Origin of the sequence: Mesorhizobium sp. CA6 (assembly GCF_020165035.1) — a bacterium.
Taxonomy (GTDB): Bacteria; Pseudomonadota; Alphaproteobacteria; order Rhizobiales; family Rhizobiaceae; genus Mesorhizobium.
Map to the genome: position 1 here is coordinate 39,568 of NZ_JAIUHI010000014.1, position 22,560 is coordinate 62,127.

At 61.2% G+C, this 22,560-nt stretch carries 23 protein-coding genes; 13 read left to right on the forward strand and 10 right to left on the reverse strand.

Annotated features, from left to right (window positions below):
- Positions 1-79 precede the first annotated feature (79 nt).
- Together LB526_RS20975 and LB526_RS20980 are read left to right on the forward strand one after the other, a co-directional pair.
- Positions 80-517 carry a DUF2267 domain-containing protein gene (locus tag LB526_RS20975; protein ID WP_224629602.1) on the forward strand — a complete coding sequence of 146 codons (438 nt, stop codon included), beginning with the start codon at positions 80-82 and terminating at the stop codon, positions 515-517.
- Between the two features lie 48 nt (positions 518-565).
- Positions 566-1,036, forward strand: a complete 471-nt coding sequence (locus LB526_RS20980) for a YbhB/YbcL family Raf kinase inhibitor-like protein (protein WP_224629603.1) — start codon at positions 566-568, stop codon at positions 1,034-1,036.
- A 39-nt stretch (positions 1,037-1,075) separates the two neighbouring features.
- On the opposite strand, the gene LB526_RS20985 is transcribed toward LB526_RS20980, so the two are convergent.
- Positions 1,076-2,551 carry an FAD-dependent oxidoreductase gene (locus LB526_RS20985; protein ID WP_224629604.1) on the reverse strand — a complete coding sequence of 492 codons (1,476 nt, stop codon included), beginning with the start codon at positions 2,549-2,551 and terminating at the stop codon, positions 1,076-1,078.
- 1 nt (position 2,552) lies between these two features.
- The gene (locus tag LB526_RS20990; RefSeq protein ID WP_224546544.1) at positions 2,553-3,542 is read right to left on the reverse strand and encodes a hypothetical protein; all 990 of its coding nucleotides are present in this window, start codon (positions 3,540-3,542) and stop codon (positions 2,553-2,555) included.
- A gap of 623 nt (positions 3,543-4,165) precedes the next feature.
- Here LB526_RS20990 and LB526_RS20995 point away from each other — a divergent pair.
- On the forward strand, positions 4,166-5,500 hold the full coding sequence (locus LB526_RS20995) for a tyrosine-type recombinase/integrase (RefSeq protein ID WP_224525824.1): 1,335 nt from the start codon (positions 4,166-4,168) through the stop codon (positions 5,498-5,500).
- A gap of 441 nt (positions 5,501-5,941) precedes the next feature.
- Here LB526_RS20995 and LB526_RS21000 read toward each other — a convergent pair whose 3' ends face one another.
- The gene (locus LB526_RS21000; protein ID WP_224525820.1) at positions 5,942-7,336 is read right to left on the reverse strand and encodes a Do family serine endopeptidase; all 1,395 of its coding nucleotides are present in this window, start codon (positions 7,334-7,336) and stop codon (positions 5,942-5,944) included.
- Positions 7,337-7,574: 238 nt separating this feature from the next.
- Here LB526_RS21000 and LB526_RS21005 point away from each other — a divergent pair, with 238 nt between their 5' ends.
- The 6 genes from LB526_RS21005 (at position 7,575) to LB526_RS21030 (ending at position 10,746) form a co-directional block, all read left to right on the forward strand.
- Positions 7,575-7,937: a hypothetical protein gene (locus LB526_RS21005; RefSeq protein WP_224585942.1), complete on the forward strand. Its 363-nt coding sequence runs from the start codon at positions 7,575-7,577 to the stop codon at positions 7,935-7,937.
- Between the two features lie 228 nt (positions 7,938-8,165).
- Positions 8,166-8,636: an Hsp20 family protein gene (locus LB526_RS21010; RefSeq protein WP_224585944.1), complete on the forward strand. Its 471-nt coding sequence runs from the start codon at positions 8,166-8,168 to the stop codon at positions 8,634-8,636.
- Positions 8,637-8,711: 75 nt separating this feature from the next.
- Positions 8,712-9,209, forward strand: coding sequence for an Hsp20/alpha crystallin family protein (locus LB526_RS21015; RefSeq protein ID WP_140715330.1), 498 nt, complete (start codon positions 8,712-8,714; stop codon positions 9,207-9,209).
- 73 nt (positions 9,210-9,282) lie between these two features.
- On the forward strand, positions 9,283-10,029 hold the full coding sequence (locus tag LB526_RS21020) for an NADH dehydrogenase ubiquinone Fe-S protein 4 (protein WP_224585946.1): 747 nt from the start codon (positions 9,283-9,285) through the stop codon (positions 10,027-10,029).
- 8 nt (positions 10,030-10,037) lie between these two features.
- Positions 10,038-10,403 carry a DNA-directed RNA polymerase subunit omega gene (locus tag LB526_RS21025; protein WP_224585948.1) on the forward strand — a complete coding sequence of 122 codons (366 nt, stop codon included), beginning with the start codon at positions 10,038-10,040 and terminating at the stop codon, positions 10,401-10,403.
- Positions 10,381-10,746, forward strand: a complete 366-nt coding sequence (locus LB526_RS21030; RefSeq protein WP_140715336.1) for an SPW repeat protein — start codon at positions 10,381-10,383, stop codon at positions 10,744-10,746. Before LB526_RS21025 ends, LB526_RS21030 begins: the two co-directional genes overlap by 23 nt.
- 119 nt (positions 10,747-10,865) lie before the next feature.
- Here LB526_RS21030 and LB526_RS21035 read toward each other — a convergent pair whose 3' ends face one another.
- From LB526_RS21035 to LB526_RS21045, 3 genes are read right to left on the reverse strand one after another with little or no spacing between them, the layout of a single operon-like run.
- A complete protein-coding gene (locus LB526_RS21035) occupies positions 10,866-12,008 on the reverse strand; it encodes a two-component system sensor histidine kinase NtrB (protein WP_224585950.1) in 1,143 nt (380 codons plus the stop codon).
- 1 nt (position 12,009) lies between these two features.
- Positions 12,010-13,506, reverse strand: a complete 1,497-nt coding sequence (gene kaiC / locus LB526_RS21040) for a circadian clock protein KaiC (RefSeq protein ID WP_224546549.1) — start codon at positions 13,504-13,506, stop codon at positions 12,010-12,012.
- Entirely contained in the window at positions 13,493-13,972 is a 480-nt protein-coding gene (locus LB526_RS21045; RefSeq protein WP_224525806.1) for a circadian clock KaiB family protein, read from the reverse strand. The genes kaiC and LB526_RS21045 overlap by 14 nt, the downstream gene beginning before the upstream one ends.
- 94 nt (positions 13,973-14,066) lie before the next feature.
- Between LB526_RS21045 and LB526_RS21050 the strand changes: the two genes are divergently transcribed.
- Together LB526_RS21050 and ftsH are read left to right on the forward strand one after the other, a co-directional pair.
- On the forward strand, positions 14,067-14,849 hold the full coding sequence (locus tag LB526_RS21050) for a Crp/Fnr family transcriptional regulator (RefSeq protein WP_140715342.1): 783 nt from the start codon (positions 14,067-14,069) through the stop codon (positions 14,847-14,849).
- A 114-nt stretch (positions 14,850-14,963) separates the two neighbouring features.
- Complete coding sequence (gene ftsH, locus LB526_RS21055) at positions 14,964-16,895, forward strand: ATP-dependent zinc metalloprotease FtsH (RefSeq protein WP_224546551.1); 1,932 nt, start codon at positions 14,964-14,966, stop codon at positions 16,893-16,895.
- A gap of 401 nt (positions 16,896-17,296) precedes the next feature.
- Here ftsH and LB526_RS21060 read toward each other — a convergent pair whose 3' ends face one another.
- The 3 genes from LB526_RS21060 to LB526_RS21070 all read right to left on the reverse strand — a co-directional run bounded on the left by LB526_RS21060 (position 17,297) and on the right by LB526_RS21070 (position 18,716).
- A complete protein-coding gene (locus tag LB526_RS21060) occupies positions 17,297-17,572 on the reverse strand; it encodes an rRNA adenine N-6-methyltransferase family protein (protein ID WP_224546553.1) in 276 nt (91 codons plus the stop codon).
- A 597-nt stretch (positions 17,573-18,169) separates the two neighbouring features.
- Positions 18,170-18,388, reverse strand: a complete 219-nt coding sequence (locus tag LB526_RS21065) for a conjugal transfer protein TraD (RefSeq protein ID WP_224546555.1) — start codon at positions 18,386-18,388, stop codon at positions 18,170-18,172.
- 1 nt (position 18,389) lies between these two features.
- Positions 18,390-18,716 carry a conjugal transfer protein TraD gene (locus LB526_RS21070; protein ID WP_224546657.1) on the reverse strand — a complete coding sequence of 109 codons (327 nt, stop codon included), beginning with the start codon at positions 18,714-18,716 and terminating at the stop codon, positions 18,390-18,392.
- Positions 18,717-18,888: 172 nt separating this feature from the next.
- Here LB526_RS21070 and traA point away from each other — a divergent pair, with 172 nt between their 5' ends.
- The gene (traA, locus tag LB526_RS21075) at positions 18,889-21,936 is read left to right on the forward strand and encodes a Ti-type conjugative transfer relaxase TraA (protein ID WP_224629606.1); all 3,048 of its coding nucleotides are present in this window, start codon (positions 18,889-18,891) and stop codon (positions 21,934-21,936) included.
- 127 nt (positions 21,937-22,063) lie between these two features.
- On the forward strand, positions 22,064-22,264 hold the full coding sequence (locus tag LB526_RS21080) for a helix-turn-helix transcriptional regulator (RefSeq protein WP_224525796.1): 201 nt from the start codon (positions 22,064-22,066) through the stop codon (positions 22,262-22,264).
- Here the strand turns inward: LB526_RS21080 and LB526_RS21085 are convergent.
- Positions 22,258-22,494 (reverse strand): helix-turn-helix domain-containing protein, encoded by a 237-nt coding sequence (locus tag LB526_RS21085; RefSeq protein ID WP_224525795.1) that lies wholly within the window; start codon positions 22,492-22,494, stop codon positions 22,258-22,260. The genes LB526_RS21080 and LB526_RS21085 overlap by 7 nt on opposite strands.
- Positions 22,495-22,560: the final 66 nt, after the last annotated feature.

A 22,560-nucleotide genomic window follows, 5' to 3' on the forward strand; every position in this document is an offset into this window, starting at 1 on the left:
ACATGCCATCGCGGAACAACGGGCCGACACGGCTGTTTGGCCAATCCACCTAGTCGGATTTGAACGGAAGGAGGATTCGATGAACGCCACCGGACTCGACGTATTCGACAAGACACTGCAGACCACAAACATCTGGCTCGACGAGATCATGGACGAGATTGGACCGGATCGGCAGGTCGCCTGGCACGTTCTCGGAGCGGTGCTGCACGCCCTGCGCGACCGTATCCAGCCGGATCTTGCAGACCACCTCGGCTCGCAATTGCCGATTCTGGTTCGTGGCGCCTTCTATGACCAATATCAGCCCTCCAAAGCTCCCGAGAAGGTGCGGTCGCTCGACGAGTTTCTGGCCAAGATCAAGGCGGAGCTCGAGCTCATCCGTCCGCTCGATTCCGAGGATGCATTCAGGGCCGTGTCCAAGGTGCTTGCCCATCATGTCGAAGAAGGACAGATGCACAAGGTCTGGGACTCCCTGCCAGGAGAGATCAGACGGGTCGCCGAAGCTCAGCAAGCGGCGTGAACGGCGCCGGCGCGGGTTTCTCGGTCGCAATTTCCTGGGGAAATAGCAATGCCACTCACCCTTATCAGCCCGGCGTTCCCGGCAGGCGGAAAAATTCCCGAAAGGTACGCGCGCGACGGCCAGAACGTCTCGCCGCCGCTGAAGTGGTCCGGTGTTCCTGACGGGACCAAGAGCCTTGTTCTAGTCGTGCAGGATCCCGATGCGCCAAGCGGGACGTTCGGGCACTGGGCGGTCTTCAATATCCCGCCGGATGCCGGCGGACTTGCCGAAGCCGAAGATGGCAAGCCCGGTCCGTCGGCACTCAGGCAAGGCACCAACGATTTCGGCAATGCCAATTACGATGGTCCGCAGCCGCCTGCGGGGCATGGTGTCCACCATTACCACTTTCGGCTGGCCGCGCTCGACGTGCCGAGCCTCGGCGTACCGGGACAGGCGGGCGTGCATCAGGTCTGGAAGCAAGCCCAGAAACACGCATTGCAGGAGACGGAGTTGGTCGGAACCTACGAACGGCCAGCATGAGACCGGCGGCATTGGTCGCCGCCTTCACAGCTGCCGCTTTCACAATGCAATCTGGGCAAGCGGTTTTCGGGCGGGGCCGTGGATGAGCGAACCGTCGGCGGCAAAGATCGAGCCGTGGCAGGGACAATCCCAGGTGCGGTCGGCATTGTTCCAGGATACGGTGCAGCCTTTATGGGTGCAGGTCGCCGAAACCGCCCGGAGTGTTCCTTCGGTGTCTCTCCACGCCGCAATCTTTTCGTCTCCCCTGACGATCACGCCACCCATGCCGGGCGCAATATCGTGCGTGCTCGAGACGATCGATTGACTGCGGCCATTCTTGTGGAAGTCCTCGGGATAGGGCCGCGCCGGATCGTAGAGTTTTTGCCATCGGCTTGGGCGGCCGCAGATCAGGTCGGCGATCATCGTGCCCGCGACCGTTCCGTTGGTGATGCCCCAGGCGTTAAAACCAGTGGCAATGTGGAAGCCGGCCGCCTTGGTGGGATCGGGTTCGCCGGCGTATGGGATCCTGTCGGCCGTGTCATAGTCCTCATTGCACCAGCGCCACGCAACGTCACCGAGGGGAAGGTTCTTTCTCGCCCATTTTTCCAGTTCGATGAACCGCTTCGCCACGTCGCCATCCCAGCCGGTGTTGAATTTGGGGCCGAGCGCGACCAGCAGTGGACCTTCGGCGTCACGGCCCGTGCGGATGGAATGCGTCGGATCGTCGATGCCGATGAACATGCCGTCGACAGGGAGGGGATCACCGATCCGAAAGGCCATGGCGGTGTGGCAGCGCGGTTGCGTCCGGTTCGCCATGCCGACGGGACTCTTCACCGTCATGTTGGTGGCCACGATGACATCCCCGGCATCAACGGCGCCGCCATCGGTGACGACGCGCCAGCGGCTTGCCTCGTCGATCGAGGTGGCGCGGCTGTTTTCGAAGATACGACCACCATGGGCTGTTACCGCTGCCGCCAAGCCAATCAGATACATCGTTGGATTGAACTGCGCCTGGTCGGGGAACCGTAATGCTGCGGCCGTTTCGAAAGGCAGCGGCGCGCGATCGAGGAGATCGGCCTCCAGTCCGACCTGGCGCGCGGCCTCCGCCTCGGCCACGACCTCCGCGCGCCGGCTTTCACTGCACGTGTAGGTATAGGCGTCCTTGCTCTCGAGATCGCAGGCGATCGCGTAGTTGTTGACCCAATCGCGGATTTGTTGCGCGCCAGCGGAATTCGCGTCGGCGTAGTCCTGGGCCAACTCCAGGCCGATAGTGTCGATGAGATGACGATAGATCAGGGCATGCTGCGTGGTGATCTTGGCCGTCGAGCGGCCGGTGACCTGGCCGCCTGTCCGCAGGCCTTCGAGGACGACCACCGATCGGCCCGCCTCGCAAAGGCGAAGCGCCGTCGTCAGGCCGACAATTCCAGCTCCCACGACAACGGCGTCCGCACGGAGCGAACCTTCGAGACGGGGAAAGTTCGCGGCGGTGGCTGCCGCAACCCAACAGCTTCCCGGTTTTCCCAAGAGAATGGCCATTTCAACCGTGTCCCTTGCGTCTCGATGCGCTTCCATCGACAACCGGGTCGGCGGAGGAACGTTCCCGGGGTCCGTCGCTTTCAGTCGATCCCTCGCCACCCCTGGCCAGAAAAGCACCGGGAAGGTGCGAGGTGCAGGCCATCACCCAAGTGATCGCCTCGCGGTCGTATTCGTCGCCCGAGCGCCAGTCCTCGAAGAAGGCGTTCAGCCTGTCGATACGCCCCGGCCAGATACCGGCGGCCTGCAGGCCGAGTGAAACGCCGTAATTGGTGAAGGCGAACTTGGTATCGCCCAGCCATGGGGCGCGGCTGAAATAGCCGGGCGGGTCGACCCACATCGTTTCCAGGGTTCGCAGCGAACGCCTCGTCTGCGCCTCTGCCCACGGCTCGTCGGGAAAGAAATGGGCGAGCCACAGCATCATGCCCAGGCCGAGGTCCTGCTCGATGTCGAGGGTGCGCCAATCCCGCTCCATCAGGTCGCGCATTTGCGCGATCTCGACCGCTAGCGCGTCCTCACCGAGCATCCGGTAAGAGACGTAGCCGTCATAGGCATCCATGCTGCCGAGACCGTAGCCAGGATATGGGCTGCTCAGATCCTCCTGCATCTTCCAGATCACGCCGCGGCCGGGGATCACAAAGGCTGGGTGAATGTCACGCGCCAGCGCAATGCCCCGCTTGCGGTATTCCGGCTTCAGATCGCCCAGACGCGCCAAGGCGAACAGCCACATCGCCAGATAATGGAAATACTGGCCATCGCGATCCGCTGCCTCGCCGATCCTCAATCCGCGCCTGCGGCCGAGCACACGCTCGACATCGGCCACCAGCCGGTCGGCCGCGCCCAGCCAGCGCTCTTCGCCAGTTTCTGTGTAGAGCGAGACATAGAGCACGACGCCGAATGCATCGGTCCAAAGATACCGCAAGCCGTTGGGCCAGATGCCTTCGGCGCGCAGCCAATCGAGTTTTCGCAGGACATAGTCGACGTCATGCAACATTGAGCCAAAGTCCTAAAACTGGCGGAACTGGCCGGTATTCGGCACCGCGCGACTGCGAGCATGCCGAATTTCGAGCTCTCCTCGGTCCGTTGATCTGGCCAGATATCGCGAAACGATCTGATCGGCGGCGGGTTCCTTGGCCGCTTTGCCCGGCGCGACCGGATATCCTCGTCCTGATCACGAGTTTCGGGTCCAGGCACTCATAGCGGGATGTGCGAGGTTGCCAGGCGTTTCGGGCGTTTCGCTCGGGGAGGCAAAGTTGCGACGCCGCCAAATCCGAATTGAGGCTGGCGAAGCCGCAGCCGAGCGCGGTTCTCAGCGCTTACGCCGCTCAACCCCGAACGACTTCAGCTAAGCAAGCCTAGTGCTAACTACCTGTTATGCAATGAGAAATTGGCGCACCCGACAAGATTCGAACTTGTGACCTCTGCCTTCGGAGGCCGATTTAGCCAGTCTTTTCAATAGCTTCTGTTTCTACGATATCGTTCGCTAAGCTACTACGACGACTGACTTTTTGTCGACCCAAAAACCGAAGCCAGTATCCTACCGCAGGCCGGAGTTTCCGTCCGGGTGCTTCCGTGGTGCTTCCGCGGGATCACTTCGACAGAACCCTGAGGTGTGCGATGGCTAAGCTGAACAAACGAACCGTGGATCAAGCGGGACCGGGAAAGTCGGACTACTTCCTTTGGGATGATGAGTTGCCTGGCTTTGGGCTGCGCGTGTTTTCATCCGGTAAGCGCAGCTACCTCGTGCAATATCGAGCTAAAGGTCGGACCCGCCGATTCACCATCGGTCCCCACGGGGTCTGGGCACCAGATGCGGCCCGAAAGGAGGCCCGCATATTGATCGGTCGGATCGCGCAAGGCGACAATCCTGCGGAAACGAAACTTCTCGACGCCAAAACGATTACCGTCAGAGAGCTTTGCACCCGATATTTGGCTGATTGTGAAGCCGGACTTGTACCTGGCAAAGGCGGTCGCCCCAAGAAGCCGTCGACTATGGAGATCGACCGTAGCCGTATAAAGCGCCACATCCTTCCGCTCCTCGGGAACCGGAGAGTGACCGAGATCACCATGGCAGACATTGCCAAATTTCTGCGCGACGTTGCCAACGGCAAGACCCGAACCGACATCAAAACGAAGAAGCGTGGCCGAGCGATCGTTCGCGGAGGCATTGGCACCGGCTCGCGCGGCGTCGGTCTTCTCGGCAGCATCTTCTCCTATGCAGTTAGAGAAGGGATCATCGAAAAGAATCCGGTTCACGGCTTTCGTAAGCCAAAAGATCGCGTCCGTGACCGTCGCCTGACCGAGCGTGAGTATAGAGCGTTAGGCAAGATTCTCGCGGACGCCGCTCTCGACCCGCAGTTTTCAACGGCCACGAAAATGGTTCGAGCCCTCGCTATGACAGGATGTCGACGAGGCGAGATCATCAATCTTCGAATGGGCGAGATCGATGTTCAGCGCAGTTGCATCAGGCTTGAGGACTCCAAGGAAGGTGCGTCGACTCGGGCTATCGGCCTGCCTGTGGTCGAGTTGCTCAAGCCACTATTGTCCGGCGATGAGGCTGATTTTGTTTTTCCTGGCACGGAGGAAGGGAAGCCATTGGTCGGCTTCCCCAAGCTATGGCAAAAGCTCGTCAAAGACACACCGCTTGAAAGCGTGACACCCCACGTGCTTCGTCACAGCTTCGCGAGCGTGGCAAACGATCTCGGCTTTACCGAGTCGACCATAGCTGCATTGGTGGGACATTCTCGCGGAACGATCACAAGCCGCTACATCCACACGGTAGACACTGCGCTCGTAATGGCAGGTGACACAGTCGCTAGCTACATTCAGGCTCTGCTCGATGGAGCGAAGTTCGAGCGCGCAAATTATGCGCTCGATCACAGTGCGCGCAAGGATGCCATGCGGAAGTTCTTGACGACGGCTGTAGGGTCCACCGGTACTAAGATGTCGTGACGGTGCAATTGCGCAACATCTTACGAGTTGGTTGTCGCTTTGCGTACATGCACTTCGTGACAGGGACCCAGAGGTCGCCTCCCGAGGCATTATCTTTGCTCGATTCGACCTCACTTTCTTCGTCGCGATTCGAGCGTTGGAAAGAACGCCGTGACGATGCCTCAACATTTGAAATGTCTTGCTGGATGGGCACGGGGAGCCGCGACCCGAAGACGTAATTGACAAGGACGGCGAGGTCGTAGGGACTTGGTCACGTGTCGAAGACGTCTTCTACAGTTTCACCTCAAAGGGAGCAGCGGAACACCTCCTCTCTCGCCGTTCACTAAGCCGGGATTGTCGGAATTTGGTCAGCCTCTAACCGCGACCTTGCCTTGAGCAGCCGTGAGGGCGGCCATCAAGGCCACTTCTTCGTCACCGTGGCTGGCCTGACGCAGCGCCGCGTCAGGAAACGGCCACTGCAACGAAAAGCGATTGTCCTTGCCTTTCGATGCGGAACAAGATGGGCTTTTTCTGCTGGCGGGATTTGGTCCACTCTTGCTGGATATCAGAAGGCTGCGTCACGTTGCGGTTGTTGGCCGAGATGATGACGTCCCCAGGCCGAAGGCCGTTCTCCGCGGCGAGGCTATTTGGCGCCACTTCCTGGATGAAGACTCCGGTCGTACCCGGCTGGAGACCGAGTTGTTGACGCGCTTCGTCAGGAATGGGGCTGAGCGACAATCCGAGCGGTTGGTCCGCCGCTTCCGGACTCGGAACTGCACCGGTCTGCACCTCCTCGTTCTTGCGTTGACCCACAGTGAGCTCCACCTCCTGCTGGGAGCCGCCGCGGTTCCTTGTCAACGTCGCTTTCGACCCTGGCTTTTCGTTCGCTGCCGCCAATGTCAAGTCATGGACGCCCTGGATATCTTTGCCGTTGAACCGGGTGATCACGTCCCCCGATTGCAAGCCGGCCTTCTCCGCCGGACTGCCGGGCTCGACCGAGGCGACCAGCGCTCCCTTGGTGCTTGATATGCCAAGTGACTGGGCAAGCGGCGGCGTCACCTCCTGGAGGCGCACTCCGATGAACCCGCGCTCGATGCGGCCGGTGCGGATCAGCTGATCAGCAACGCTTCGTGCAGTTCGGGAGGGCACGGCGAACCCGATGCCTATGCTGCCGCCGGACGGAGAGACGATGGCCGTGTTGACCCCGATCACTTCGCCGCGCGCGTTAAACAGAGGGCCGCCGGAATTGCCTCTATTAATCGAGGCGTCTGTCTGAAGGAAATCGTCGTAAGGGCCGGCTTGGATGTCGCGCGAGCGGGCGGAAAGAACGCCGACGGTAACGGTTCCCCCGAGCCCGAAGGGACTGCCAATCGCGATCGTCCAGGCCCCCGGCTGCATTGCGTCAGAGTCACCCCAGGCGGTGGCCGTCATGTTGGGGCGTGGATCGACCTTCAGCACCGCAATGTCGGTCGCTGGATCGCGGCCCACAAGTCGCGCGGGCGAAGTCTCCCTATCGGAGAATACGACGTGGATTTCGGTGGAGTCGGCCACGACATGATTGTTGGTGACGATGTAGCCCTCGGGACTGACCACAAAGCCAGAGCCAAGAGCTTCTCGCACCTGCGGCTGGGCAGGCCCGCGGCTGTCGAAGGGGTTGAGAAAGTCGTCGAGCATCGTTTGGTCCTGGATGATCTGCCTCGTCGTGATCGCGACCACGGCCGGCAGTTTCTGACGCACGATTGCGCTGAAGTCGTTCGGAATTTCCTGTGCTGAAACTGGAGCAAAGCCGGCAGCCGTGAGCATCAAAATTCCTGCGACGAAGCCAATGCAAAGTCGCTTCCCGGAAATGTAAGACATGATTGGTTCTCCTGCCCGACCGCCCTGGCGCTGCTGCGCGAACCCAAGAACTGACATTCACGCCGATTGTTTCACCGGTTTGAAAAAATGTTTATGGTAGGCTGAACGGCGGGGATGTGGCCTTGCGGGGCCATTGAAATTTGCTCGAAACTCTCCAAAATTTCAGCTGGTGGAAATCGCGAGAGAGCCACCAAACATGACGTCAACAGAGGAGACTGTTCAAAGCGGAGAACTATCGATGGAAGGAGCCATTTCGACGAGTTTTCCCCCGATCGGGCCCGTGGGCTCTGATGCTTTTCTTGACCGGTTACTCCATCCGGCACGGCATTTCGAGCGACCCCAGGACGTGCTGACCGACGTGACGCTGGACGTCCAGGAGAAGCGTGCAATCCTTTCGTCATGGGCATCGGATGCATGTGCAGTGGAATCGGTGCCGGCGCTGCGCATGCCGCCGGGAGCAACCGAACCGGTCAGCTTCGATGCCATCATGGATGCGTTGCGCCAATTGGATCAGTTGGAGAAGCTTCCCGGCACCGGTCGCGGTCGTGAGATCGACAGCATTGCGGTCACCGGTCTTGCAGCATCCGTCGATCGACTTTGAGTGGAGCGCAGCCACGCTCTTCATCCGAGGCATCCGCCCGCCGGCGAGGATTCGCTGGCGGGGCAGACGTGTTCTCTGGCTGAAAATTTTCCTATAGGCCCCTTGAACGTGTAAATCACTGTTATAAATGTTGATCGCCGGCCGCCACATGGGGCCGGCACAAGTCCAGGAGGCGCCAAGGCTCTTGGCGTCTCCTTGTATCCATGTTGCTCGAAGGAGGATGTGGCTATGAGGACAAACCTCGATTTCACCCCTCTGTTCCGGTCCAGCATCGGCTTCGACCGGATTTTGAACATGCTGGAAAATGCGAGCCGTGTCACTGCGATAGACAATTGGCCGCCCTATGACATCGCCAAGGCTGGTGAGGACGCCTATCGCATCACCATGGCGGTTGCCGGCTTCTCGCAGGAACAGCTGACTATCACTCATCAACCTAACCTGCTGGTTGTGAGCGGGTCGCAATCTGGCGATGATGACGGCCAGTATCTCTATCGCGGCATTGCCGGGCGCGCCTTCGAGCGTCGGTTCGAACTGGCCGACCATGTGAAAGTCGTCGGCGCCAGCTTGGACAAGGGGCTGCTGAACATCGATCTCAAGCGCGAGCTTCCCGAAGAGATGAAACCGCGCCGGATCGCCTTCGCAGGCAGTCCGGCAAAGGCAGCGCCGCGGCAGATCGACGCCGAAAAGAACGCTGCCTGAAGTCAGAGTGAATCAGAAGCGACAGGCACCGGTAATCGCCCGGTGCCGCGCGGTTGAACGTGGAGGTGAATAACCATGAACGTGCGTGACCTTATTCCGTGGGGCCGCAACAGCAACAACCAGGCCCCCAGCATCTATAGCGGTGGCGACCCGTTCCTGTCGCTTCACCGCGAGGTAAACAGGCTCTTTGATGATATGTTGAGGAGCTTCGAGACGCGCTTGCCTGCTGTGGGACAGCTTTCGCCCTTCGATGGGGGCTGGCCGAAGGTGGAGATTTCGGAGTCGGACAACGAGCTTCGCGTCACCGCCGAGGTTCCCGGCATGGAAGAGAAGGACATCGAAGTCCTGCTCGACGAAGATGTGCTGACCCTGCGTGGCGAAAAGCGGTCGGAAACCGAGGAGAAGGATTACTCCGAGCGCTTCTACGGTCGCTTCGAGCGGCGCATACCCCTCGGCTACGAGGTCGAGGACGACAAGGTCAAGGCGTCCTTTGCCAATGGCGTCCTGATCCTGACGCTGCCGAAGAACCCGAACGCGCAGTCGAAGGTGAAGCGCATCCCGATCACCCACTGACGCATGGACCAAGTCGGAGGCGGCAGCCCGCTGCCTCCGGCGCATCCTTCGCCAAAAATGGGAGGGATGAGTGATGCAGAAGCAAGAAAGAAAAGTCACACCAGTCGTAGAAAATCTCGGACCGGCAAACGAGAAACGCGGGCGAGCGCCGTCGCTCGGGCGATCCGAGTTCCCGCGTGATGCCGTCGCGCGGATCTACAAGCCTTGCCGCTCAGTCATGACCTCAAGCCGTGCGCGGCCGAAAGGGTGGCGGCTGTTGTTCGAGCGGCGTACTGCGCCGGTCATTGAACCGCTGATGGGCTACACCGCAAGTGGTGACACGCTGACCCAGGTGGAGCTCGAATTTCCAACGGCTCAGGCGGCCATCGACTATGCCGAACGGCAGGGGCTTGCCTACGCTGTTCAAGGAAGCCCGGCGGCCGAAAAGTCCAGTGTCGAATCGTCTGACGCGGACAACCCGCTGCAGGCCGGCGCAGACGTTGTCTGGAACCGCCTCCAGTTGGCTTTGCTGCAAAGCAGCCACGGCGCAGTTTCGCAGGCGCCGCATTATGGACCGGCGCTGACGGACCCGGAGGCGCTTTATGCATCGCCGATGGACGTGGTCGTCGATCCTCTTCTGACAGCCGACGAGAAACGCGCAATCCTGCGAAACTGGGCGTGGAACGAGTATCTGGTCGATCTCGCCACGGCCGAGGGGATGCCGGAAAACGCGCGTCCGACGCGGCTGGACGAAGTGGAATTGGCCCTGCTCGCGCTGGAGCCAGTTACGGCAGCGAACCTGGCCGTTTCTATTCCTGAACAGAAGCAGAAGGCAATGTGAGGGTCGTCATGGATCGGCTGACTGTGCTCGATTGTGAAAATACGCTGCCGAACCGTTTCGCACTGGCCGTCGCCGTGGCGGGGCGCGCTCGTGCGCTCAGCCGGGGTGCTGAGCGCCTGACCGACGAAGCGACGGCGCCCGTCGAACTCGCCCTGCGCGAGATCGCCGGCAACCGCTTCCAGCCCGACGAGATCAAGTCCTTTGTTCTGGCCGGTTCGGTTCCGCGCGATGGCCGGGGACGGCCCGGCCGACGAAGAAAGCTTCGCGGTGGCAAAGGTCAATCCCTGGCTGCCGCACCCGCCGTCGCTCAGAGGGCGGCGCACTCACCATGTCAGGAAAGGAGGATGAGCAATGGAGAAATGGCTGAAAACTGAAAGTCGTCCGGCGATCGATATCGTCAATGTGATCGCCGGCATAGCGCTGGTACTGTCGCCTTGGTATTTTGGATTTGCGGCTGAAACCTATGCGGCCTGGAACGCCTGGATCGCCGGTGCGGTGATTGCCCTGATCGCCGTGGGTGCGCTGGTTGCGTTCCATGCCTATGAGGAATGGGCAAACCTGGTGGTTGGGCTGTGGACGCTGATCTCGCCCTGGGCCCTCGGTTTCTCGGCCCTGACAACGGCCATGTGGGTACATGTGGTCGTGGGAGTGATCGTAGCGGCCTTGGCTGCCGGAAGCCTCTGGTTCTTCGGCGACCGTCCGCTTTCAACGGCCTGACCAGCATCTCTGGCGGGCCCGGATCTCCGGGCCCGCTTTTTTCAACCGCTACGGGTGCGGTCTGCCGTTGTAGGCGTTGCGGCCAGGTACATCGGCAGCCGAAACACAGGCCGCTTTTTTCACCGACGTGTGTTGAGCCTGATCTCGCCCTGCATTTGCAGTTCCTCATTTCCTGTGCTTGGCGCGCGGGGAAGAAAGAGATGAACGCTTGTTCCCTCGCCGACCGCACTCTCGATCCTAACATGCCCCCCGGACTGCTTGATGAAGCCGTAAACCTGGCTAAGCCCAAGTCCGGTTCCCCGGCCATCGGCCTTGGTCGTAAAGAACGGCTCAAACACGTGGGCCAGGACCTCCTTGCTCATCCCGCAACCCGTATCGCTGACCGTGACCCGAACAAAAGAGGCAGCCGGAGCGGGCACGTCTTCGATGTTGCCGGGAGTACCGCTGGTCTCGATCGCCAGCGTGCCCCGGCCGGCCATCGCGTCCTTGGCATTCACAGCCAGGTTCAGGATGGCGACGTCTAGCTGATTGGCATCGACAACGACGGGGCCAAGTGCCGGATCCAGCTCAAGCCTGATGCTGATCCCGTTCCCCAGCGTCCGCTCCAGCAGCATCGTGACGGCTTCGATACGTCCATTCAGGTCGATTGTCTCCGGATACAGCGACTGTGCGCGAGAGAACGCGAGCAATTGCTGCGTCAGCGCACTGCCGTTTTGCGTTCGTTTGAGCAACTCTTCAATCAGCATCGCCGCGTTCGGATTCGCAGGATCCTCGCGCAGCTGCTTCTGAAGCAGTCGCAGCCCCGATTCGAACACCGCGAGCAGATTGTTGATGTCGTGAACGATGCCGGCAGCGAGCCGGCCGATCGCTTCGAGCTTTTGCGATTGACGTCGACGCTCCTGCTGCGCGCGTTGCGCGGAGACGTCGCGAAGACTGGCAAGCAGCGCCGGCCTACCGTCCCAGCTAAGTTCAACCGTCCGTATTTCCACTTCGGCTGGTGCTTGATTGGGTCTGTGGACGGTGATTTCCGTGGTTTCACCCGATATGACCGGCCGGCCGAGGGGGATGTGGACGAGATCGGCAGCCGGATAACCGAAGATCGCGGCGGCCGCCGGATTTGCATAAAGCACCGTTCCCGACAGATCGACAACCAGAACCCCGTCGGCCGTGGTTTCGATCAGCCGTCGAAAGTCGAGTTGGCTGATGCCCGTCAGATTTGCGTCGCCGTGTTGGTCGGAGATTTCGGCTGCGCCGCACGCCATCTCAACGCTCCTCACGCCAAGACGCGGCGGAGTCGCCGAACACGTCGGGTGCGCCGTCGAAGGGCTGACCGAGATGCATGCCGGTGCCGTCGATTGTGAAGCGCCGAATCTGCTTGTCATGCTCGCTGCCGCGCATTTTCAGCACCATGATCCCCCGATGCATGAAATCCCCTTCCTGGATGTACCGCAATAGGATGATCGAGTCCGTGAGGGTTGAAATATGCTGTTCGCTAGCACTCTGGCCGCCGACGAGCGATTTGTTGGTGGCCGTGCAAAGGCCAGCGATCTCGTGTTTCTTGATGAAGGAAGTGAGGCTGATTAGGAATTCCCGGAAACCGGTCTCTGGTGCGATCCGTTCCAATGCCGACAGGCTGTCGATAGCGATCCGGTCAGGCTTGAACTCTTCAATGAGCTCGCGGATCATCAACAGGTGGTCCGGCAAGTTCTGCGCTTCCGGGTAAATGCAAACGACCTTCAGCCGGCCATCCGCCTCCATGGCCTCGAAGTCGACGCCCCAGCCGCGCGCATTGCGGAACATCTGGCCGCGGCTCTCTTCGTAGCCGACCAGCAAGGCACGTTCGCCAGCCGCCGCGCCGCCTGCCAGAAAGTTTGTCACCAGCAGGGTCTTTCCGGTGCCCGTCGCACCGCTGACGAGGGTGATGCTGTCGCGGAAAAATCCACCGCCACACATCCTGTCGAGTTCCGGATTGCCGCTCGTCACCCGCTTGGTGCTGGATTGCTGCTCGAGCCGCAGTGAAGACAGTGGCACTGCCACTATGCCTTGCTTCACCACAAGCGTGATCGGCACCTCGCCCTCCACGTGGCGGCTGCCCCGCATCTTGAGAACTTCGATCGTACGCCTGCGTCGCTCGCGGTCGAGCGCGTTGCGCAGGATTACGACGTTGTCGGCAACAAACTCCTCGATCCGGTGGCGGGAGATCTCGCCATACTCGCTGTTGCGTTCGGCGGTCATTAGCACCGTCAAACCATCCCTCTTTAGCGCTGTCGCAATGCGAAGGAGTTCCCGACGGACCGATGTCTGCTCCGCGACGAAGTGGTCGAAGAGCTGGGTGACGGAATCCAGCACGATGCGCTTCGCCGCGGCGTTTCGCGCAGCGTGCAGGACACGCGTCAGCAAGCCTGACAGATCGAAATTGCCGACAACCATCTGGTCGTGGTCACGCGGGCTGGCGTCGACGAAGACCAGCTTGTTCATCTCGCGCCAGCGACGGATGTCCCAGCCGAAGCTAGCCATGTTGACCTCGATCTCGACCGGCGATTCCTCGAACGTGACGAAGACGCCGGGCTCGTCGAGCACGGTGATGCCGTGGGCCAGAAACTGCGTCGCAAATACAGTCTTGCCACTGCCGGGCGTGCCTCCGACGATGGTGGTGCGCCCGCGCGGCAGGCCGCCCATCACAAGATCGTCGAAAGCCTCGATACCGGTCCTGACGCGTTCGAGCGCGGGATCGATGAGGATCTCTTCAGCTGTGGTCATAGCCACTGTCCTTCTTGCGATAACCGAAATAGTCGAGAACCTGAGCGATGTTGCTGATGTCGCCAATCAGCCGTCGTGGAGGGATGGTTGACTCATCCGAGAGCGTCGGCGTCGCTAGAATGCCGGCCCTTTCCGCCTCGTCAGGATCCGCGACGACGTCGACGACCTGGATTTCGATACCGCCGGCCAACTCCTCCACTATCCTCAGACGGCTTGCCAGCGCCCGACGGGCGCCCGGCCCATCGCCGGCGACATACAGGCGAAGCAGGCCGTTGGCCTCTGGATTGGACCGATGACTGACGCTCATGTTCACGCCTTGCCGCAGGGAGTTGCAGTTTTCGACGTGCACGAGGCGCCACGCCGCGGAATCCAGCCGCCGTTCTTCCCTCAGCAGCCGTCGGTCTGCCTGGAAGCCGATGCACCACGGCTTGCGCTCGGTGAGGCCTGGATCAGCGCCCCCGTGCAATTTGTAGATAGCCGCGCCCGCCGCGTCTGCGCACTTGTGAACATTTCTTCGCGCCGGTCGTTGTAAACGCCGCCATTTGAAACGGAGGAGTGCGATGGAGAACCCTCGAAAGCGATCAGACCCGATCGGAAACAACCTGCTTCGGGCCCTCAGAGCCGACGACTGGGAGATCCTGCAACCGAGGCTCGAACAATGGTCGGCGCCTGCCGGGACTTTGCTGCACGAGCCAGGCGATGCAGTCCGTTACGCCTATTTCCCTTGCGGATCGGCCCTGGTCTCCTACCGCGTCGTGTTGAGCGACGGGCGAGCGATCGAGACTGCGCTCATCGGACGTGAAGGAGCGGTCGGCGGCATCGTCAGCCAAGGCAGACTTCCAGCGTATGCGCGGGCCGAAGTTCAACTTGGCGATTCATTCTTCAGGATCGACCTGCAACATCTCGAAGAAGCCAAATTGCGTTCCTTGACATTGCGTCACCTGTTTGCCCGCTACGCTGATTGCCTGATGGCGCAGGTATTCCAATCCGTCGCCTGCAGCGCAGCGCATTCGATCGAACAGCGCGCGGCAAGATGGCTGTTGGCCGTGACAGAACGGACGGGAGCCGAAAACCTTGCGGTGACGCAGGAACAGCTTGCTACAATGCTGGGGGTCGGCCGCTCCTATCTGAGCCGGGTCATTCGAGACCTGAGGCAGCGCGGCGTCATCGAAACCCGGCGCTCCCGGCTTGCTGTACGCAGTCCAGAAGGGCTGCGCTCGCTTGCCTGCGAGTGCAATGCGGCCGTCAGCCATCATTTCAACGACGTTTTGAAGGGGGTCTATCCGGCGGAGGAAAACGGCATGACAGGTGCGCTGGGCATGCCGCATAGGAAAGGACAGTGACAGACCCATTGTCGCCGGCCGGTCTGGGGCCTCCCACTTTTTTGCCCCGGACCTGGCCTACACCGATGCCGCGCGGACTGGGCGACCTATATCCGTTCCCCTGTGGAGGCCGCCATGGACATGAGCAACAGAAAGACGCAGTTCAATATCTGGTACTGGATTGCGGCGTTCGTGGGCGTGATGGTCGTCCAGTACATCTATGCCACGACGCAACACGTCGCCCAGATACCGTACAGCCAGTTCGAGACCCTTCTGAATGCCGGCAAGATCGCTGAGGTGCAGGTTTCGGACCGCTTTATCCAGGGCCGCTTCAAGGAGCCGCAAAACGGCAGGCCGCTGTTTATCACTACACGCGTCGAGCCGGACCTCGCCCGTGACCTGCAGGAACACGGTGTCACTGTGACTGGCCAGGTCGAAAGCACCTTCCTGAGCGACCTGCTTTCCTGGGTTGTGCCGGTGCTCGTCTTCTTTGGCCTGTGGATGCTGCTTCTAAGACGCATGGACGGCGGCGTCGGCGGTTTGATGCAAATTGGCAGGAGCAAGGCCAGAATCTATGTCGAAGCCAATACCGGCGTGACGTTCGACGATGTGGCGGGGGTCGACGAGGCCAAGGCCGAGTTGCAAGAGATTGTGGATTTTCTGAAGAACCCGGGCGAATACGGCCGCCTCGGAGGACGCATGCCCAAAGGCGTGCTGCTGGTCGGACCGCCAGGCACCGGCAAGACTCTCCTCGCCAAGGCCGTCGCGGGCGAGGCCAAGGTGCCGTTCTTCTCGATCTCCGGTTCGGAGTTCGTCGAGATGTTCGTAGGGGTCGGGGCCGCGCGCGTGCGCGATCTTTTCGAACAGGCGCGATCCAAGGCTCCCGCCATCATATTCATCGACGAGCTCGACGCTCTTGGCCGCGCCCGCGGGACCGCGGTCGGCGGCCACGACGAAAAGGAGCAGACGCTCAACCAGCTTCTGGTCGAACTCGACGGTTTTGATCCGCAGATCGGCGTCGTGCTGCTGGCCGCGACGAACCGTCCTGAAATCCTTGACCCGGCACTTCTGCGCGCCGGCCGTTTCGACCGCCAGGTATTGGTCGACCGGCCCGACAAGAAGGGTCGCATAAAGATCCTGCAGGTTCACATGAGCAAGGCCAAGCTGGCGAGGGATGTCGATGCGGAAAAAGTGGCGGCGCTGACGCCCGGGTTCACCGGTGCTGACCTGGCCAATCTTGTGAACGAGGCGACGTTGCTCGCCACGCGCCGCAAGGCGGATGCGGTAACGATGGACGATTTCAACAATGCGGTGGAACGCATCGTCGCGGGACTGGAGAAACGCAATCGGCTCCTGAACCCGAAGGAGCGCGAGATCGTCGCCTATCATGAAATGGGTCATGCGCTGGTAGCCATGGCGCTGCCTGGCGTCGACCCGGTGCACAAGGTGTCGATCATACCACGCGGCGTCGGCGCGCTCGGCTATACTATCCAGCGTCCGACCGAGGACCGCTTCCTGATGACGCGTGAGGAGCTGGACAACAAGATGGCGGTGCTGCTCGGCGGCAGGGCGGCCGAATGGATCGTATTCGGCCATTTGTCCACCGGAGCCGCCGATGACCTTGCCAAGGTAACCGACATAGCGCGCGCCATGGTGACGCGTTACGGCATGTCGGCAAAACTCGGGCACGTGGCGCTGGAAAAGGACCCGCGCTCCTTCCTGAGCCCTAACCCGCTCGCCGGCGGACCGCGCGAGCACGATTACGGCGAAGCCGCCGCCGACGCCATCGACACGGAAGTACGCGACATTGTGGCGGCCGCGTTCGAACGAACCGTCGGCCTCCTCACCGAGCGGCGCGACGTGCTGGAAAGGGCGGCACGCAGGCTGCTCGAGACCGAGACGCTCGACGAGACCGAACTTGCGTCGCTGGTCGGAGACGTCTCGGCGGATGGTGCTGTACGGGACGGGTCTGGTCAGTCGTCGGACAAGAGGCAGCCTACGCTGCAGCCGGCCAGGACCGCGGCCGCAATCCCCACGCCCGGATCGGGGAAATTCAGGACGCAATAGTGATGCTTCGGACTGCTCCCGACGGCATAGATCGCTCGTCGAAAGCCGTGTCGCACGCTGCAACGGCGACACGCGAGATTGATATCGATCGCTAGGCTTTCGAAACCAGTATATGTCGGTCACCAGCCAAGCGTTCTCGATGCCATTTGCTGGTCGCCCTAGGTGATATTACGCGAGACGGGTGACCTTGCCTCGCGCAGCCTTGAGCGCGACCTTTTCTTCCTCACTGCGCCCGGCTCCGCTGCAGGGGTAAAACCCGCATGGCACAAGTGATCGTACAGGGAACTTATCGCCAGCCCTTTCCAGAAGCATCATGAAACCTCCTTGGTTTTGACCCGTGAACGGCAGCGCCATCCGGCCAGCGTCGGACAAGTTCGAAAGTCACCGTTCCGGCACGTGCGTTACTCCGGCAAAGGCGATAACGACATCGAGGTCCGGCAGATCAACCGCCTGCGGTGCATCACCGGATACCACTTCGACCTGGGCATAATGAGCAAGATTGCTTGCGCGCGCCGCGCGAATTCTTCGTCGATCTCATAGGCGATCACGCGTCCTCCAGAATCCGTCAGCTCAGCGAGGATGGCGGTGAAATAGCCGGCACCGGCGCCCACCTGAAGCACGGTCTGGCCAGGAGCGGTGTTCAGATGGTCGAAAACCAAGGCCCAAAGCGACGGCAAGCCGCTGTTAGTCCGCGTCTTTCGTCAAGCGAGACCAGAACGTCATGGTAAATCTTATGAAGTGCGGCTGAAGGGCTGGTATGGCTCGCTCCGATTTGCAATCGCGAATGGATACGCCATGCCCGTTGCCAAGGTAATGTTCGCGCGGAACCTTTGCGAAGGCCTCGATGACCGCAGGATTGTGCAAGACAGGTGACGAGACACGCAGGTCTTCGGCAAACCACCGGCGCGCTTCACTAGCATCGATTCTTGTCGGCATGGATATCGGGTCCCGTGTTGCGCGTACTGATGGCCCAACTGGTAGGCGCCAGCTTTGCCGGCCCAGCGAGGGAGTCGCACGACTTTCACGGGGTTGTCATGGAAGCTGTGCGTCAGCTGAACGGCGAGGGCCTGAGCAAGCTTTAGGCAGACGGGCAACGCGAAACGCTGATCCAGAGTTATTGTTGGACATTGGTGGACGAGTACCAAGACATCGGTATCTGCCGTTGCGGGTCGCTCAATGGTCGATAAGGAGCCCCACGTCTGTTCGAGGACCTTGCGCCCGCCTGTCTCAATGGCGGCCAAACGGGCCCTGTCATTTGGCGATGCTGATGTACTTCATTCATTCTCGAACGCCTGCTTTCCCTTTGCTGCCCAGAGCGCCCGCGCCTGTGCCCCTTGATGGCTTTTGAGCTTGTCGGCCATCCAGAGCAGCGCGCCATAGATGGTGGCACGATCATCGCCGGTCAGGTCGACGATCCCGGCCTTGATGACGAGACCGCCGAGTTCGATCAGATGGCGCGTGCGCTTGCGGCGCTCGACCTGCCATATGCGCATGTCATGCCGCGCCCGCGCCGCCTGATGGCGACTGCGCGCCGCCCGGTTGCCTTTGAGCGCTGCCGTTGTCGCGGTTAAGCGCTGACCCAGATCGCCGCGCCCGCCCTTGAAAGAAAGCGGCCCCGCGCTTCGCCCATGCCTCCCTTTTTCCGGCATCCTTCGCCTCGGCGATGGCGACCAATGCGCCCGCCAGTTCATCGGCGGTGAGCGCATCGGCTCCGGTCGAGATGACCAGTTCGCCGAGTTGCTGCACTTTTCGCGTTTTGAGTTCCCGCGCCTTTTCTTCCAGTGCCTTCAGTTCCGCGTCGAAATCCCGTGGTTTACGCATGGCCGTCTCCATCTGACGTCAATGCGGCGATGATAGACGAGCACTTGCCTGAAGGCTTCAGGGTTGCCGAGACAGCCCGGGACGGGCTGGTCGCTCCCCAGATTTTTTCGAGGGAGGGCGCGCTTATACGTCGTGCCGACGTTCGCTTTGCCGTGCAAATGATCTGGTCGCGATGGCGATCTATCATCTTCACGTCAAGGTCATTGGCCGCAAAGCTGGCTCAAGTGCCGTGGCGTCGGCCGCCTACCGCTCGGCCTCGCGGCTGCGCGACGAGCGCATCGAACGCAGCCATGACTTTTCGGCTAAGCGCGGTGTCGTCCATTCCGAGGTGATCTTGCCAGAGAATGCACTGGGCGCCTGGAGCGACCGCGAACGGCTGTGGAACGACGTCGAGGCTTTCGAGGTGAGGAAGGATGCGCAGCTTGCCCGCGAGGTGGAGTTTGCCCTTCCACGCGAACTAAGCCACGCGCAAGGCATCGGACTGGCGCGCGACTTCGTGCAGGCCGAGTTTGTCAGCCGGGGCATGGTCGCCGATCTCAATGTGCATTGGGACAGGGCAGAGGATGGCAGTCCAAAACCTCATGCTCATGTCATGCTGACCATGCGGTCGGTGGACGAGAACGGCTTTGGTCCGAAAGTCCGCGACTGGAACAGCACTGAGCTGGTCGAGCGCTGGCGCGAGCGATGGGCCGAGCTTGCCAATGAGCGGCTTGCCGAACTCGACATAGACGCCCGCATCGACCATCGCAGTCTGGAAGCCCAGGGCATTGCCCTTGAGCCGCAAACCCAGATTGGTGCACCGGCGCAACGCATCGAGGGCGGTGGCCTTGACGCTGCCGGCATTGAAGCGGATCGCGCCGAACTGCACCGCCAGATCGCGCGCAACAATGGCGATCGCATTATTGCCGATCCATCCGTGGCGCTGGATGCCATCACGCATCAGCAATCGACCTTCACCCGAAAAGACATTGCGAAGTTCTCGCACCGACACAGCGAAGGGATGGAGCAGTTCAACACGGTGGCGGCAGCCATCGGCAACGCACCCGATCTGGTCGAACTCGGCAAGGACGGACGCGGTGCCGATCGCTTCACCACCCGGCAAATGATCGAAACGGAACAGCGCCTGCATCGCGCGGCAGAACGCATGGCCGGCGAGCGGCAGCATGCTGTGAGTGACCGGGATCGTGCGACGGCGTTGGCGGATGCCAAGCATCGTAGCCTTGTTCTCTCTGACGAGCAGACCGATGCACTGGATCACATCACAGATGACCGCGGTCTTGGTATCGTTGTCGGTTTTGCCGGTACCGGCAAGAGCGCCATGCTGGGTGTTGCGCGCCAGGCATGGGCAGCCGCCGGCTATGAGGTCCGAGGCGCGGCACTTTCCGGCATTGCGGCCGAGAATCTCACAAGCGGTTCGGGCATCTCGTCGAGAACCATCGCCAGCATGGAACACAGCTGGGGACAGGGCCGCGATCTGCTCAAAGCGCGTGATATCCTGGTGATCGACGAGGCAGGCATGGTCGGCACGCGCCAGTTGGAGCGCGTGCTCTCCCACGCCTCGGACGTTGGCGCAAAAGTCGTGCTGGTCGGCGATCCGCGGCAGTTGCAGGCGATCGAGGCGGGCGCCGCATTCCGTTCGATTCATGAGCGCCATGGCGGCGTCGAAATCGGTCAAGTGCGCCGGCAGCGCGAGGAGTGGCAGCGTGACGCCACGCGCGATCTGGCGACCGGCAGGATCGGCGCTGCGATCGGCGCTTATGACGACAGAGGAATGGTGCACCGGGCTGCCTCGCGCGATGAGGCCCGCAGTGATCTGGTCGAACGCTGGGATCGCGACAGGCAGGCAGACCCAGAGGCAAGCCGCATCATCCTCACTCACACAAACGACGAAGTGCGCGCGCTCAACAAGGCAGCGCGCGAGCGCATGCGCGTTGCTGGAGATCTCGGCGACGATGTTCACGTGGGTGTGGAACGCGGCGCGAGAAACTTTGCCAGTGGCGACCGGGTGATGTTCTTGCGGAACGAGCGGTCGCTCGGCGTCAAGAACGGCACGCTCGGTGTGATCGAAGAGGTCAGCACGCAGAGCATGACGGCTCGCACTGACGACGGCAGGTCGGTGCGCTTCGACCTGAAAGACTATGCCCACATCGACCACGGCTATGCCGCGACCATCCACAAGGCTCAGGGCATGACCGTCGACCGGACCCATGTGCTGGCAACGCCGGGCATGGATGCCCATGGCAGCTACGTTGCCCTGTCGCGGCATCGCGACGGGATGGAACTGCACTACGGCAGCGACGACTTCGCGACACGAGACCGGCTCGTCCGCACGCTCTCACGCGATCGCGCCAAGGACATGGCGTCGGATTACGACCAGGTCGACCCGGCGCAGACCTATGCCGAGCGACGCGGGATCACCTTTCGACAGCGTGTGGTCGAAATCGTGCGCCGGATCGTTCCGGAGAAGCTGCGTGACAGGATTGGCGGGCTGCTGGACGGGTTGCGCTCTCCCGAAGACGGCGAGCCGATGCAGGAACGTGGACCTGGGCCGGCAAGGCAAAGTGTTGGCGCGCGGATCGGAGATGCAGGCCGGACGCCCGGCGGAGGAAATCTCGCCACAGGCGTGCCGCCCGACGTGAATGTGCCGGTGGACGCGGAAGCGGCATTGCGCAGCGCTCGCACGAAGGCGCTTGTTCGGCACGCGCGTGCGCTCGACGCGATCCTCAGTACTGGAAATGCAGACGGGCAGGGCAGTCCCGAGCAGATGCGCGAATTGAGAGATGCGCGTAGCGCTTTCGAGAAGGTGCGGCCGCATGGCTGGCGCGATGCCGAAGCGGCATATGTGAAAAATCCCGAACTTGTCCGCGAGGCGGGTGCCGGCCGCGTCAACCGCATCGTGCTTGCTCTCCAGCTTGAGACGGAAATCCGCACCGGGATGGACATCAATCCCGGCCGCCGCGCCGACCTGTTCATGGAACGTTGGCAAAGACTCGATCGGACGGCACAGCAGCAATATCAGGCCGGCGACATGTCCGGCTACAAGTCAACGCGTGCGGCCATGTCCGATATGGCCAAGAGCCTTGAACGCGATCCCCAACTGGAATCGCTACTCGCCAATCACAAGAAGGTGCTCGGCATCCAAGTCGAATCCGGCCGCCGTCTGGGTGTGGAACTCGCGTTCAACCACGGCATTGGCAGCGGGCGTGGCATAGGAATCTAAACATCCGATTTGCCGCCGTTCCGACGCCCCAAATCGATCAGATGACAAATCTGATTGCCTGCGAGCCTTGGGTTGTCCTGTTTGGTTCCAACAGGTGCCAAATGCTCTCAGCGAAGGCAACGCAGTCATGCCTGAACCGGATCGTATCATTCGCCTTAGAACCGTCCTGGCGCGGACCGGCCTGTCCCGCTCAACGATGTACCGCAAAATCGCCGAAGGCACATTCCCGGCTCAGATCAAGATCAGCGTCAACGGTGCGGGTTGGCGGGAATCAGACGTAAATCAATGGATCGAAAATCCCGTCGCATGGCGAACAGAAGATCAGTGATTGCGTGACAAGCGCACGCCCGGGCCGCCACCATTCTCTGGAATGAATTCTATTCCGGCAGCTTCGAGTGACAGCTTCAGCGCTTGGAGGATTGATTCAGATGCGGGTTTCGAACCACGTTCGAATTGCACGATCGTCCTCAAACTCACCTTGGATAAATCCGCCAGTTCCTGCTGAGAAATGTCGAGGAGCCCACGGGCCGCGCGAACTTGGGCCGCACTTACCTTCATTGTTCAAATGCCCTGTTGCGCAAAAAGCGCAAATATGCTTGTTTTAGGAAACGACAGTTGGAAGTG